The 14,570-nt window shown below is 72.5% G+C and carries 13 protein-coding genes; 11 read left to right on the plus strand and 2 right to left on the minus strand.

Going from position 1 to position 14,570, the window contains the following annotated elements; all coding sequences use genetic code 11:
• Positions 1-49: 49 nt before the first annotated feature.
• From LG396_RS03650 to LG396_RS03700, 11 genes are all read left to right on the plus strand, one after another.
• Positions 50-1,432 (plus strand): extracellular solute-binding protein, encoded by a 1,383-nt coding sequence (locus tag LG396_RS03650; protein WP_225793638.1) that lies wholly within the window; start codon positions 50-52, stop codon positions 1,430-1,432.
• Complete coding sequence (locus tag LG396_RS03655; protein WP_018836104.1) at positions 1,432-2,334, plus strand: carbohydrate ABC transporter permease; 903 nt, start codon at positions 1,432-1,434, stop codon at positions 2,332-2,334. Before LG396_RS03650 ends, LG396_RS03655 begins: the two co-directional genes overlap by 1 nt.
• Entirely contained in the window at positions 2,331-3,155 is an 825-nt protein-coding gene (locus tag LG396_RS03660; protein ID WP_018836105.1) for a carbohydrate ABC transporter permease, read from the plus strand. Before LG396_RS03655 ends, LG396_RS03660 begins: the two co-directional genes overlap by 4 nt.
• Positions 3,156-3,187: 32 nt before the next feature.
• On the plus strand, positions 3,188-4,297 hold the full coding sequence (gene iolC / locus LG396_RS03665) for a 5-dehydro-2-deoxygluconokinase (RefSeq protein WP_225793639.1): 1,110 nt from the start codon (positions 3,188-3,190) through the stop codon (positions 4,295-4,297).
• 166 nt (positions 4,298-4,463) lie between these two features.
• Positions 4,464-5,351 carry a Cgl0159 family (beta/alpha)8-fold protein gene (locus tag LG396_RS03670; protein WP_037749857.1) on the plus strand — a complete coding sequence of 296 codons (888 nt, stop codon included), beginning with the start codon at positions 4,464-4,466 and terminating at the stop codon, positions 5,349-5,351.
• Entirely contained in the window at positions 5,348-6,235 is an 888-nt protein-coding gene (gene iolB / locus LG396_RS03675; protein ID WP_130456250.1) for a 5-deoxy-glucuronate isomerase, read from the plus strand. The genes LG396_RS03670 and iolB overlap by 4 nt, the downstream gene beginning before the upstream one ends.
• A complete protein-coding gene (gene iolD / locus LG396_RS03680; protein ID WP_225793527.1) occupies positions 6,232-8,133 on the plus strand; it encodes a 3D-(3,5/4)-trihydroxycyclohexane-1,2-dione acylhydrolase (decyclizing) in 1,902 nt (633 codons plus the stop codon). The genes iolB and iolD overlap by 4 nt, the downstream gene beginning before the upstream one ends.
• Before the next feature lie 46 nt (positions 8,134-8,179).
• Positions 8,180-9,691 carry a CoA-acylating methylmalonate-semialdehyde dehydrogenase gene (locus LG396_RS03685; protein WP_100299761.1) on the plus strand — a complete coding sequence of 504 codons (1,512 nt, stop codon included), beginning with the start codon at positions 8,180-8,182 and terminating at the stop codon, positions 9,689-9,691.
• Between the two features lie 50 nt (positions 9,692-9,741).
• Positions 9,742-10,683, plus strand: coding sequence for a TIM barrel protein (locus LG396_RS03690; RefSeq protein ID WP_225793528.1), 942 nt, complete (start codon positions 9,742-9,744; stop codon positions 10,681-10,683).
• A 39-nt stretch (positions 10,684-10,722) separates the two neighbouring features.
• Positions 10,723-11,739: a Gfo/Idh/MocA family protein gene (locus LG396_RS03695; RefSeq protein ID WP_225793529.1), complete on the plus strand. Its 1,017-nt coding sequence runs from the start codon at positions 10,723-10,725 to the stop codon at positions 11,737-11,739.
• Positions 11,740-11,850: 111 nt separating this feature from the next.
• Entirely contained in the window at positions 11,851-12,237 is a 387-nt protein-coding gene (locus tag LG396_RS03700; protein ID WP_225793530.1) for a hypothetical protein, read from the plus strand.
• 34 nt (positions 12,238-12,271) lie between these two features.
• On the opposite strand, the gene LG396_RS03705 is transcribed toward LG396_RS03700, so the two are convergent.
• Entirely contained in the window at positions 12,272-13,918 is a 1,647-nt protein-coding gene (locus LG396_RS03705; RefSeq protein WP_018836114.1) for a DNA repair helicase XPB, read from the minus strand.
• A 133-nt stretch (positions 13,919-14,051) separates the two neighbouring features.
• Entirely contained in the window at positions 14,052-14,531 is a 480-nt protein-coding gene (locus LG396_RS03710; protein WP_037749872.1) for an iron chaperone, read from the minus strand.
• Positions 14,532-14,570 lie beyond the last annotated feature (39 nt).

Genomic DNA, 14,570 nt, shown 5'->3' on the forward strand with positions numbered 1-14,570 from the left:
GATGGGATTGCGCAACAAGGGCGGCGGTAGAAGGCGGACCAAGGCACTCGTGCCCGCCGCGCTCGCCGCGGGACTTGCCGTCATAGCGGCCGGCTGCGTGCCCGGCACCGACGGCTCCGGCGCCGTCGAGGGCGGGGGCGCCGGCGGTACCGGCGGCCTACCGGACCCGGCCAAGGCGGGGAACGTGACACTGACCGTCTGGGACCAGGAGGTCCGGGGCGGCACCAACGCCGAGCTGGAGCAGCTCAACAAGGAGTTCCAGGAGAAGTACCCGAACGTCAAGATCAAGCGGGTCTCCCGGAGCTTCGACGACCTCAAGACGACGCTGAAGCTCGCCCTGTCCGGCAACCGGCCGCCGGACGTCGTCCAGGCCAACCAGGGCTACCCCGACATGGTCGCCTTCGTGGAGGCCGGGCTGCTCATGCCGCTCGACAACTACGCGGGCCTGTACGACTGGAACACGCGCTACCCCAGCACCCTGCTCAACCTCAACCGGGTCTCCGCCGACGGCAAGCAGTTCGGCACCGGCCGCCTCTACGGCATCTCCCAGACCGGCGAGTTCATCGGCGTGTACTACAACAAGGAGAAGCTGGCCGACGCGGGCATCGAGCCGCCGAAGACCTGGAAGGAGTTCACGGACAGCCTCGCCACCCTCAAGGAAGAGGGCGAGCTGCCCATCCAGTTCGGCAACCTCGACCAGTGGCCCGCCATCCACAACTTCGGCGTGCTCCAGGACCAGCACGGCGCCGCCGAGGCGCGCGACACCGTCCTCGGCCGCGGCGACGGCTTCGACAACGCGTACACGAAGGACGCCGCCGCCGAGATGGCCGACTGGATCGACAAGGGCTACCTGCCCAAGGACGCCAACGGCCGCGGCTACGACGACTCCTACAAGCAGTTCGCCGACGGCGAGGGCGGGTACCTGATCGCCGGCACCTGGCTGCAGGCCGACCTGAAGAAGCCCATGGGCGACAACCTCGGCGTCATGGCGCCGCCGCCCGCCACCGAGGGCGGCAACCCGACCACCACCGGCGGCCAGGGCCTGTCGTGGTCCGTCACGTCCAAGTCCGCGCACCCGGAAGTCGCCGCCGCGTACCTCGACTTCATCACCGACGAGCACGCCGCCGACGTGATGACCGAGAACGGCGTGCTGCCCGCGGTGCCCGGCAAGGCCGCCGACGAGGTCGACCCCGACAGCCCCGACGGCCAGATGATCGCGACCTGGAAGCGGCTGAACGCGGACGACGGCCTCGTCCCGTACCTGGACTACGCCACGCCCACGTTCTACGACACCACCTCCGCCGCGCTCCAGGACCTCATCGCCGGCAAGACCTCGCCCGACGGCTTCGCGAAGAAGCTGCAGGACGACTACGGGCCGTTCATGGAGAAGCAGCGCGGCGACGGCGCCGGCACCGAGCCTGCGGGGTCGTGATGAAGTCCCTCACCGCCGGCTACGGCCGCCGCGCGCCGGGCGAACCCCGCGCGGTCGGGTACCTCTACGTCCTGCCCGCGCTCGTCATCTACGCGCTGTTCCTGCTCGTCCCCTTCGGGCAGTCCGTGTGGCTGTCGTTCCTGCACTGGGACGGCCTGACCCGGGCCACCTCCGCCGGGTTCTCCAACTACTCCGACATCTTCACCGACCCGTCCCTGCGCGCCCCCTTCGGGCACGCGCTGGTGCTGCTGATCTTCTACTCGGCGCTCCCGGTCTGTATCGGCCTGCTGCTCGCGGCCGCCATGTCCCGGATCCGCGTACGCGGCATGACGTTCTTCCGCACCGTGCTGTTCCTCCCGCAGGTCCTCGCCATGGTCGTCGTCGGCGTCGCCTGGCAGTCCATACTCGCGCCCGACGGGCTGCTGAACGACGTGCTGCGCGGCGTGGGCCTGGACTCCCTGGCCCGCCCCTGGCTCGGCGACTACGACTGGGCGCTGCCCGCCGTCGGCATCGTCGGCACGTGGGTGATGACCGGTCTGTGTCTCGTCCTGTTCCTCGCGGGTGCCCAGCGCATCCCCAAGGAGCTGTACGAGGCCGCGCGGCTGGACGGCGCGGGCGCGTTCCGCGAGTTCTTCGCCGTCACCCTCCCGGCGCTGCGCGCCGAGATAGCGGTCGCGCTGACCCTGACGATCGTCGCCGGGCTGCGCAACTTCGACCTCATCTACGTCATGACGAGCGGCGGCCCCGGCGAGGCCACCTCCGTGCCGGCGTACGAGGTCTACCACCGCGCCTTCGAGCTGAACCAGGTCGGTTCCGCCGCGGCCGTGGGCGTCGCGCTCACCGTGCTGATCTTCACCCTGACCGTCACGGTCTCCCGGCTCGTCGAAGGACGCCGCTCATGAGCTCCAGGATCGAACGCACCTTTACTTACGGCATCCTTTCGATCTTCGCCGTCATATCGCTGACGCCCGTCATCGGCATCCTGTCCACCGCGTTCGGGGAGAAGGGCTCCCTCAACACCGGGTTCTCGCTGCCCGAAGGCGGTCTGAACTGGAGCAACTTCTCCGACGCCTGGAGCCAGGGCAACTTCGGCAGGTACCTCGGGAACTCGATCCTGGTGGCCGTGGTCGTGGTCACCGTCGCGACCGTCCTGTCGATCCTGGCCGCGTACGCCTTCGGCGTCATGCGCTTCCCCGGCTCGAACGTCCTCTTCTACGTGTTCGTCATCGGCCTGACGCTGCCGCAGGAGGCGCTGGTCGTACCGCTCTACTTCGACCTGCGGCACTACGAGATCACCGATACCTACTGGGCGCTGATCCTGCCCCAGACCGCGCAGTCCCTGGCGTTCGGCGTGTTCTGGATGCGGACCTACTTCCGCAACAGCGCGCAGTCCGTCATGGAGGCCGCGCGGGTCGACGGAGCGAACAGCTTCACGACGCTGTGGCGGATCCTCGTCCCCATGGGGCGGCCGGCGATCACCACCATGATCGTCATCACCTTCATGTGGACGTGGAACGAGTTCCTGATGGCGCTGGTCATGATCAGCGAAGAGGGGCTGCGCACCGTACCGCTCGGGCTCGCCTTCTTCCAGGGACAGCAAACCTCCGACACCTCGCTGCTCGCCGCCGCGGCCGTGCTCATCGCACTGCCCGTGGTGATCGTCTACATCGCGCTGCAGCGGCGGTTCATCGAGGGAATGCTCACCGGAGCGGTGAAGGAATAAGAGGAGCAAGGGAGTTGGGAGTGGCAGAGCCGATGCCGAAGCCGTACGACGTGGTCACCATGGGGCGGGTCGGAGTGGACATCTATCCACTGCAGACCGGCGTCGGCCTCGCGGAAGTCAGCACGTTCGGCAAGTACCTCGGCGGAAGCGCCACCAACGTCGCCGTCGCCGCCGCCCGCTACGGGCACGGCGCGGCGGTGATCACGAAGACGGGCGCCGACCCCTTCGGCACCTTCATCCGCGACGCGCTGCGCGGATTCGGGGTCGGCACCGACTTCGTCGGCACCTCGCCGGGGCTGCCCACCCCGGTGACGTTCTGCGAGATCTTCCCGCCCGACGACTTCCCGCTCTACTTCTACCGCTACCCCAAGGCACCCGACCTGGACCTGGCCGCCGGCGAGGTCGACCTGGACGCGGTCCGCGCCGCGCGGGTGTTCTGGATGACGGGCACGGGGCTCAGCGAGGAACCCTCGCGGACCGCGACCCTCGCGGCCCTCGAAGCGCGGGGGCGGGCGGCGCACACCGTCTTCGACCTCGACTGGCGGCCGATGTTCTGGCCCGAGGGTGCGGGGGAGTCCGCCGACGGGCTCGCGCGCGGGCTGTACCGCGAGGCGCTGGCCCACGCCACCGTCGCCGTCGGCAACCTGGAGGAGTGCGCGGTCGCCACGGGGGAGCGAGAGCCGCGTGCCGCCGCGCGGGCCCTGCTGGCCACGGGGGTCGAACTGGCCGTCGTCAAGCAGGGTCCGCGCGGAGTACTGGCCGTCCACCGCGACGGCGCCGAGGCCGAGGTGCCGCCCGTACCCGTCGAGGTCGTCAACGGCCTCGGCGCGGGCGACGCCTTCGGCGGGGCGCTGATCCACGGCATGCTGGAGGGCTGGGAGCTCGACCGCACGATCGCCTTCGCCAACGCCGCGGGAGCGCACGTCGCCGGGGAACTCGCCTGCTCCGACGCCATGCCCACGGCGGCCCAGGTCGAGGCCCGGCTGCGGGCGGCGGCGGCAGAGGGACCGCAGGCGCCGGGATCGCAGGCAGACGGATCGCAGGCACAGGGATCGCAGGCAGAGGGATCGCAGCCGCAGGGATCGAAGGCACCGGGGACGGAGTCGCAGGGGGCGCAGCGAGCACAGGGGGCCGAGGCGTGACCCGTACCCCCCACCCCCCACACCCCCCGCGCACCCGCCCAAGGGTAGGCCGCCCCTGTGACAGCACGCGCACGCACCGTACACAGCCCCGCAATGCGACGATCGAAGTCCGCACCGCAACCGCTGTGACCACCCGCGTACGCGCCCACTCCCCGGAGATCCAGGCATGACCGTTGAGAAGATCGGCGACCTGACCGCCACCCGTGTCCACAACCCCGAGGCCGTCGCCGTCGCGGCGGCCGCCCGCCGCCCGGCCGCCTCACCCCTCGGCGGCGGCGACACGGGCCGGGCCATGATCATCGCCGCCGACCACCCCGCCCGCGGCGCCAACGCCGTCGGCGGCGACGCCCACGCCATGGCCGACCGCGGCCTCCTCCTCGAACGCCTCTGCCTGGCCCTCGAACGCCCCGGGGTCACCGGCGTCCTCGCCACCGCCGACATCCTCGAAGACCTCCTGCTCCTCGGCGTCCTCGACGGCAAGTCCGTCTTCGGCTCCATGAACCGCGGCGGCCTCGCCGGCGCCGCGTTCGAGATAGACGACCGCTTCACCGGGTACGACGCCGAGACCATCGCCGCCATGGGCTTCGACGGCGGCAAGATGCTCACCCGCATCGCCCTCGACGACCCGGCCACCGCCGCCACCCTCGAAGCCAGCGCCCGCGCCGTCGACGCCCTCGCCGACCGGCGGCTCATCGCCATGGTCGAGCCCTTCCTGTCCCACTGGCAGGACGGCCGGGTACGCAACGACCTCACCCCCGACGCCGTCGTCAAATCCGTCTCCATCGCCTCCGGACTCGGCCGGCGCAGCGCCTACACCTGGCTGAAGCTCCCCGTCGTCCCCGACATGGAGCGCGTCGTCGCCGCCACCACCCTGCCCGTGCTGCTCCTCGGCGGCGACGCCGGCGGCGCGGACAGCCAGCGCGCCGTCTTCGACGCCTGGCGGGGCGCGCTGCGGCTGCCCGGCGTACAGGGCCTCGTGGTCGGCCGATCGCTGCTCTACCCCGCGGACGGCGACGTCGGCGGCGCGGTGGACCGGGCGGTGGGCCTGCTGTGAACGGCACCGACGACAACCTGTACGTACCCGCCGGCGGCGCCGCCTCCGGCCCGTACCGCACGGACATCGGCCCGCGGTCCGCCGGCTGGGGCTACTCCGGCCTGCGCATCCTCGAACTCGCCCCCGGCGGGAGCCACACCCTGGCCACCGGCGACGCCGAACACCTCGTCCTCCCCCTCGCCGGCGGCTGCACCGTCGAGGCCGACGGCGAGACCCTCGAACTCACCGGCCGCGACGGCGTCTTCGGCGCACCCACCGACTTCGCCTACGTGCCGCGCGACGCCGAGGTCCGCATCACCAGCTCCCGCGGCGGCCGCTTCGCGCTGCCCTCCGCGCGCTGCGAGAAGCGGCTGCCCGTGCGCTACGGCCCCGCCGCCGGCGTGCCCGTCGAGCTGCGCGGCGCCGGCACCTGCAGCCGCGAGGTGCACAACTACTGCCTCCCGCAGACCTTCGACGCCGACCGTCTCCTCGTCTGCGAGGTCCTCACCCCCGGCGGCAACTGGTCCTCCTACCCGCCGCACAAGCACGACGAGGCCCGCCCCGGCGAGGAGAGCGAGCTGGAGGAGATCTACTACTTCGAGGTCGCCGAAGGCCCCGACGGCCGCCCCGGCATGGCCTACCAGCGCGTCTACGGCACCGCAGAACGGCCCCTGGAGGTGCTCGCCGAGGTGCGCAGCGGCGACACCGTGCTCATCCCGCACGGCTGGCACGGCCCGTCCATGGCCGTGCCCGGCTACGACCTGTACTACCTGAACGTCATGGCCGGCCCCGGTGCCGAACGGGCCTGGCTGATCTGCGACGACCCGGCACACGGCTGGATCCGCAGCACCTGGGACGACCAGGACACCGACCCGAGGCTGCCGTTCGGAGGAGGGACGCGATGACCGCAGAGCACGCGGAGGGGACCGTCAGGCTCACCACCGCCCAGGCGCTGGTGCGCTTCCTGGCCAACCAGTACAGCGAACGCGACGGCGTCGAACAGCGCCTCATCCCCGGCATCTGGGGCATCTTCGGCCACGGCAACGTCGCCGGCGTCGGGCAGGCGCTGCTCCAGGCGGCCCGTACCGGCGAGGCGGACCTCCCGTACCACCTCGCCCGCAACGAGCAGGCGATGGTCCACTCGGCCACCGCCTACGCCAAGACGGCGAACCGCCTCCAGACCTTCGCCTGCACCTCCTCCATCGGCCCCGGCGCCACGAACATGGTCACCGGCGCCGCCCTCGCCACCACCAACCGGCTGCCGGTCCTCCTCCTGCCCGGCGACGTCTTCGCCACCCGCGCCGCCGACCCGGTGCTCCAGCAGCTCGAAGACCCGCGCAACGGCGACATCACCGTCAACGACGCGCTGCGCCCCGTCTCCGCCTACTTCGACCGCGTCGAACGCCCCGAGCAGCTCATCCCCGCCGCGCTCGCCGCCATGCGGGTGCTCACCGACCCCGCCGAGACCGGTGCCGTCACCCTCGCGCTGCCGCAGGACGTCCAGGCCGAGGCGTACGACTGGCCGGCGGCGTTCCTGCGCCGCCGCGTCTGGCACGTGCCCCGCCCCGCGCCCGAGCCCGCGGCGCTGGCCCGCGCCGTCGCGCTGCTGCGCGGCGCCCGCCGGCCGCTGCTCGTCGCCGGCGGCGGCGCGGTGTACTCCGAGGCGTGGGAGGAGCTGAGGGCCTTCGCGCTCCGCACCGGCATCCCCGTCGCCGACACCCACGCCGGCAAGGGCGCCGTCCCCTGGGACCACCCCTGCGCTGTCGGCGCCCTCGGCTCCACCGGCACCGCCGCCGCCAACGCGCTGGCCGCCGAGGCCGACGTGGTCCTCGGCGTCGGCACCCGCTACAGCGACTTCACCACCGCCAGCCGCACCGTCTTCGCCCGCCCCGATGTCGCGTTCGTCAACCTCAACGTCGCCCGCCTCGACGCCGTCAAGCACGCCGCGGAGCCGCTGGTCGCCGACGCCCGCGCCGGCCTCGAAGCGCTCGGCGCCGAGCTGGCCGGCTGGCAGGTCGACGACGCCTACCGGGCGCGCGTACGCGAACTCGCCGACGACTGGCGCCGCACCACCGACGCCGTCTACCACCCCGACCGCGGCCACGGCCCGCCGCCCGCGCAGACCGAGATCCTCGGCGCCGTCAACGACCTGACCGGAGACCGCGACGTCGTCATCAACGCCGCGGGATCCATGCCCGGCGACCTCCAGGCCCTCTGGCGCGCCCGCGACCCGAAGGCGTACCACGTCGAGTACGCCTTCTCCACCATGGGCTACGAGATCGCCGCGGGACTCGGCGTGAAGCTCGCCGCCCCGGACCGCGAGGTCGTCGTCCTCGTCGGCGACGGCTCGTACCTGATGCTCTCCCAGGAGATCGTCACCGCCGTCGCCGAGGAGCTGAAGCTGATCGTCGTCCTCGTCGACAACGGCGGCTTCGCGTCCATCGGCGCGCTGTCCGAGTCCCTCGGGTCGCAGCGCTTCGGCACCCGCTACGCCGGCCGCAACCCCGACACCGGCGAACTGGACGGCGGGCCGCTGCCGGTGGACCTGGCCGCGAACGCCGCGAGCCTCGGCGCGGACGTGCTGCGGGCGGCGACGGTCGCGGAGTTCCGCGACGCCTTCGTACGCGCCAAGGAGGCGGAACGCACCACGGTGGTGCACGTCGTCACCGACCTGACCGGGCCCAACCCGCCGAGTTCCGCGTGGTGGGACGTGCCCGTGAGCGAGGTGTCCGAGCTGGATTCCACGCGCAAGGCGTACGAGGAGTACCGCGACGGCAAGCGCGCGCAGCGCCCGTACCTCTGACAGCCGCCAACCCCTGTACCTCCCCGGCAAGTTAAGCGAGACCCTCATGCACACGATCGAGCACTGGATCGCCGGCGGCCCCGCCGCGTCCGTTTCGGCTGCGTCCAGCCGCACCGCCCCCGTCTACGACCCGGCCACCGGCCGCGAGCAGGCCCGCGTCCTGCTCGCGGAGACCGCCGACGTCGACGCCGCCGTCAGCGCCGCCGCCAAGGCGTACGAGACCTGGCGCGACAGCTCGCTGTCCCAGCGGATGCGCGTGATGTTCGCCTTCCGCGAGCTGCTGGCCAGGCACGAGGACGAACTGGCCCGCATCATCTCCGCCGAGCACGGCAAGATCATCTCGGATGCGCGCGGCGAGATCGTCCGCGGCCGGGAGGTCGTCGAGTACGCCTGCGGGATAGCCGACGCGCTCAAGGGCGGCTACTCCGACCAGTACTCGCGCGGCGTCGACGTCCTCTCCTTCCGCGAGCCGCTGGGCGTGTGCGCGGGCATCACCCCGTTCAACTTCCCCGCGATGGTGCCCCTGTGGATGCACCCCATCGCCATCGCCACCGGCAACACCTTCGTCCTCAAGCCCAGCGAGCGCGACCCGTCCGCGTCGAACCTGGTCGCCCGGCTCTACGCGGAGGCCGGGCTGCCCGACGGCGTGTTCAACGTCGTCCACGGCGACAAGACCGCCGTCGACGCGATCCTCGACCACCCCGGCATCTCCGCCGTCTCCTTCGTCGGCTCCACGCCCGTCGCCACGTACGTGCACGAGCGCGGCACCGCCGCCGGCAAGCGCGTCCAGGCGCTCGGCGGCGCGAAGAACCACGCCGTCGTCCTGCCGGACGCGGACCTCGACTACGCCTCCGACCAGCTCGTCGCCGCCGCCTACGGCTCCGCGGGCGAACGCTGCATGGCGATCTCCGTGGCCGTCGCGGTCGGCGACGCCGCCGAGCCGCTGGTCGAGGTGCTGGAGCGGAAGGCGCGCGCGGTGCGCGTCGGGCCGGGCGACGACCCGGCCAGCGAGATGGGCCCGCTCGTCACCCGCGCCGCGCAGGAGCGCGTCGGCGGCGCGGTCGCCTCGGCGGCCGAGCAGGGTGCGACCGTCGTGGTCGACGGCCGGGACCTGAAGGTCGAGGGCCACGAGGAGGGCTTCTTCACCGGGCCGTCGCTGCTCGACCACGTCACCGCGACGATGGACGCGTACCGCACGGAGATCTTCGGCCCGGTGCTCGCGGTGATCCGCGTCGCCACCCTGGACGAGGCGATCGCGCTCATCAACGCCAACCCGTACGGCAACGGCACGGCGCTCTTCACCGGCGACGGCGGCGCGGCCCGGCGCTTCCAGCGCGGGGTGCACGTCGGGATGGTCGGCATCAACGTGCCCGTGCCGGTGCCGATGGCCGCGTACTCCTTCGGCGGCTGGAAGGACTCGCTCATCGGCGACAGCCCCGTGCACGGCCCGGAGGGCGTGCGCTTCTACACCCGCCCCAAGGTCGTCACCACCCGCTGGCCCGCCGGCGGCAACCCGGCGGCCCGCGGGGCGGCGTTCGCGTTCCCGACCGCCAACTGAGCTGCCCCGCAGCCCGTTACGAGCCCCGACCACCGAGAGGCCGCACCCTCATGACGAACGCACCCGGCGCCCCGCGCCCCGCCGCGGGCAACCTGTGCCTGGGCTCCGCCCCCTGCTCCTGGGGGGTCTGGTTCCCCGAGGAGGAGCACCAGGTCCCGTACACCCGCTTCCTCGACGAGCTGGCCGGGACCGGCTACAAGTGGCTGGAGCTGGGCCCGTACGGCTATCTGCCCACCGACCCGCAGCGCCTCGCCGGCGAACTCGCCGACCGCGGCCTCCAGGTCTCCGGCGGCACGATCTTCGGCGCCCTGCACCGCCCCGAGGAGTGGGACGAGACGCTGGCCGGCGTGCGCCGCGTCGCGGAGCTGACCGCCGCCGCCGGCGCGCACCACCTCGTGCTCATCCCCCCGCTGTACCGCGACGAGAAGACCGGCGACTTCACCGAGCCGCCGGAGCTGACGGCCGCGCAGTGGACGGCCCTGGGCAAGGCCGCCGACGACCTCGGCAGGATCCTCCTGGACGACTACGACGTCCGGCTCGTCGTCCACCCGCACGCCGACAGCCACATCCAGACGCAGCCGGAGATCGAGCGCTTCCTGAACGCCACCGACTCCCGGTACGCCAACCTCTGCCTGGACACCGGCCACGTCGCGTACGGCGGCGGCGACAACCTCGACCTCATCCGCCGCTACGCCGAGCGCATCGGCTACGTCCACATCAAGCAGATGGACCCGGTGATCATCGAGCAGGTCCGGGCCGAGAACCTGTCGTTCAGCGAGGCCGTCAGCCGCGGCGTGGCCGTGGAGCCGCCCGCGGGCGTACCGAACCCGGGGGACATCGTCGAGGCCCTGTCGGGTCTTGACGCGGAGCTGTTCGTGGTCGTGGAGCAGGACCTGTGGCCGTGCGAGCCCGACGTGCCGCTGCCGATCGCGGTCCGCACCCGCGACTACCTGGCGGGCGTCGGCCTGAGCGGCACGCGCCGCCCCCGCTGAAGCGGCCCGCTGAGAACGAGTACTGAGGAGCAGGAAGTCATGACCGTACGCATCGGAGTCGTCGGCACCGGCGCCATCGGCCGCGAGCACATCGAGCGCATCAGCCGCGTCATCAGCGGCGCCCGCGTCAGCGCCGTCGCCGACATCGACGCGGCGCTGGCCGGGAAGGCCGCGGCGGAGGCGGGCGGCGCGCGGGTCGCCGACGCCGCCGACATCGCGGGGACGCTGATCGCCGCGGACGACGTGGACGCCGTGCTGGTCTCGTCCTGGCACGCCACCCACGCCGAGCACGTGCTCTCCGCGATCGCCGCGGGCAAGCCGGTGCTCTGCGAGAAGCCGCTCGCCACGACCGCGGACGACGCGCTGCGCGTGCTGGCCGCGGAGGAGGCGCACGGGCGGCGGCTGGTGCAGGTCGGGTTCATGCGCCGCTACGACCCGGGCTACCGGGAGCTGAAGCGCGTCATCGCCGGCGGCGGCATCGGCCGGCCGCTGATGATGCACTGCGCGCACCGCAACCGGTCGGCGCCCGAGCGGTACACCACCGAGATGGCCGCGCAGGACACCGGCGTCCACGAGATCGACGCCGCCCGCTGGCTGCTCGACGACGAGATCGTCTCGGCGCAGGTCATCATGCCCCGCGCCACCGAGCGTCGGCACCCGCACCTGAAGGACCCGCAGTTCATGCTCTTCGAGACCGCCGGCGGGGTCCGTATCGACCTGGAGGTCTTCGTCAACTGCCAGTACGGGTACGACATCCAGTGCGAGACGGTCGGCGAGACGGGCCTGATCCGGCTGCCGGACCCGGCGCGCGCCGAGGTGCGGGCCGCGGCGCGGGTGGGCACGGAGATCGACCAGGAGTGGGGCGGCCGCTTCGCCGAGGCGTTCGACGTCGAGGTGCAGGCGTGGGTCGACTCGGTGGCCGCGGGCGCGGCCACGGGCCCGAGCGCCTGGGACGGCTACGCCGCCACGGCGGTCGCGGCGGCGACGGTCGAGGCGCAGCGCACGGGCGCGGTGGTGGACGTGAAGCTCGTGGAGCGCCCGGCCTTCTACGCCTGACGACTTCCCGCGGCCCCGGCCCCCACCGCGGGGGGAGGGGCCGGGCCGCGGGAACCCCGCCCTCCTCCTGCGCGTCTTGTTGAGGCAGCAGGTATCCAAAGGGGGGTACGGATGTCTCTGGGGGAGCCGCCGCTGCTGAGCCGTCCGCCGTGGGTGGGCGTGACGACGACGCTGGGGCAGATGGCGTACGCGCTGGGGGCGTTACCCGCGGCGCTGATGGCCGTCATGATCCCGCTGTTCCGCGGCGAGCGGGAGTACTGCGCGCCGCCGGACCACACGGGGCCGTGCGACCGCATCCAGGAGATGAGCGCCGGCTCCGCCGCCGGGCTGGGCCTGGGGGTCCTCACGCTGCTGGCGGCCGGCGCGGTCGCGCAGGCCGTGGGGCGGCGGACGGCGGAGACGGGCCGGGAGCGGCGCGGGGTGGCGCTGGTGCTCGGCGCGCTGGCGGTGCCAGCGGTGGCGTACGCGATGCTGGCGTACGCGTACACGACGGCCTGAGGACGGCCCGTACGCGGCGTGGAGCCCGCCGGCTTCAGGCGTCGTCGCCCGCCAGGACGTCGTCGGCGTCCGCGATCCGGTACGCGTAGCCCTGCTCGGCGAGGAACCGCTGCCGGTGCGCGGCGAAGTCCTGGTCGATGGTGTCGCGCGCAACGAGCGAGTAGAACCGCGCCTCGTGCCCGTCCTCCTTGGGCCGCAGCACGCGGCCGAGGCGCTGCGCCTCCTCCTGCCGCGAGCCGAACGTGCCCGAGACCTGGATGGCGACCGTCGCCTCCGGCAGGTCCACGGAGAAGTTCGCGACCTTCGAGACGACGAGGACGCTTATCTCGCCGCTGCGGAAGGCGTCGAAGAGCTTTTCGCGGCGGGCGTTGGTCGTCTCGCCCTTGATGACGGGCGCGTCCAAGTGCTCGCCCAGCTCGTCGAGCTGGTCGATGTACTGGCCGATGACGAGCGTCTGCTCGCCCGCGTGCCGGGCGACGAGCGCCTCGGCGACCTTGCGCTTGGTGTCCGTGGTGGCGCAGAAGCGGTACTTCTCCTCCGCCTCCGCGGTGGCGTAGGCCAGCCGCTCGGCGTCGGTGAGGTTGACCCGCACCTCGACGCAGTCCGCGGGCGCGATGTAGCCCTGCGCCTCGATCTCCTTCCACGGGGCGTCGAAGCGCTTGGGGCCGATGAGCGAGAACACGTCGGACTCGCGGCCGTCCTCCCGTACGAGCGTGGCCGTCAGCCCGAGCCGGCGGCGCGCCTGGAGGTCGGCGGTGAACTTGAAGACCGGCGCGGGCAGCAGGTGCACCTCGTCGTAGACGATCAGGCCCCAGTCGCGGGAGTCGAACAGCTCCAGGTGCGGGTAGACGCCTTTGCGGCGGGTCGTCAGCACCTGGTACGTGGCGATGGTGACCGGGCGGATCTCCTTGCGGGCGCCGCTGTACTCGCCGATCTCCTCCTCGGTCAGCGAGGTGCGGCGCAGCAGCTCGCTCTTCCACTGCCGGGCCGCGACGGTGTTCGTCACGAGGATCAGCGTCGTCGCCTTCGCCTCGGCCATCGCCCCGGCGCCCACCAGCGTCTTGCCCGCCCCGCAGGGCAGCACGACGACGCCGGAGCCGCCGTGCCAGAAGCCTTCGACCGCCTGTTTCTGGTACGGGCGCAGCCCCCAGCCCTCCTCGACGAGCGAGATCGGGTGGGCCTCCCCGTCCACGTACCCCGCGAGGTCCTCGGCGGGCCAGCCGAGCTTCAGCAGCGCCTGCTTGATCTGCCCGCGCTCGGAGGGGTGCACGGCGACGGTGTCCTCGTCGAGCCGGGCGCCGACCAGGGGGCGGATCCGCTTGGACCGCAGGATCTCCTCCAGTACCGGCCGGTCGGTGGTGGACAGCACGAGGCCGTGCGCGGGGTCCTTGGTGAGCGTCAGCCGCCCGTAGCGCGCCATGGTCTCGGCGACGTCCACGAGCAGCGCGTGCGGCACGGGGTAGCGGGAGTAGGTGACGAGGGCGTCCACGACCTGCTCGGCGTCGTGGCCGGCGGCCCGTGCGTTCCACAGGCCGAGCGGGGTGACGCGGTAGGTGTGGATGTGTTCCGGGGCGCGCTCCAGCTCGGCGAAGGGCGCGATGGCGCGCCGGCACTCCTCCGCCAGCTCGTGGTCGACTTCCAGCAGGAGCGTCTTGTCCGACTGCACGATCAGACAGGACATACGGACCTCCTCCCCCTGCTGCCGCGCCCGGGCACTCAGGACTCGGGGAAACTCGGGAAACAGGGAAGTCTACCTCGGCGCGGCGAAGGCGTGCGGCGGTCCGGCGGCGGTCCCGGAGAGGGCCCGGCGGCCGTCAGCTCATGGCCTTCTTCACCAGCTCGGTGACCGTCTTCTCGTGGGCGGGCGTCAGCTCGGTGAGGGCGAAGGCGGTCGGCCACATGGTGCCCTCGTCGAGGTGGGCGGCGTCGTTGAAGCCGAGGGTCAGGTACCGGGAGGAGAACTTGTCCGCGGACTGCACGAAGCAGACGATCTTCCCGCCCTTGCCGTTCTTGGCGCCCGAGGCGTACGCGGGCATCCCGTACCAGAGGCGGGGCGACAGCTCGGGCGCCGCCTCCGTGATGAGGGTGTGCAGCCTGCCGGCGATGGTCCGGTCGGACTCCGGCATCTCGGCGATCTTCTCCAGCAGTTCGGCCACGGGGTCCGTCTTGGGGCCGCCGCGCCTGCCCTTCTTCAGCTCCTTCGCGCGGTCCTTCATGGCCGCGATCTCCGCTTCGGTGAAGCCCTCGTAGGACTCGCCCTCGTCGGCCGTGGCTGCCTTCTTCGCGTCCGCCATAGCAGTACCTTTCTGGGGTCCGACCTGGTCCGCACCTCA

The sequence above is a fragment of the Streptomyces aculeolatus genome (genome assembly GCF_020400605.1).
Taxonomy (GTDB): domain Bacteria; phylum Actinomycetota; class Actinomycetes; order Streptomycetales; family Streptomycetaceae; genus Streptomyces; species Streptomyces aculeolatus.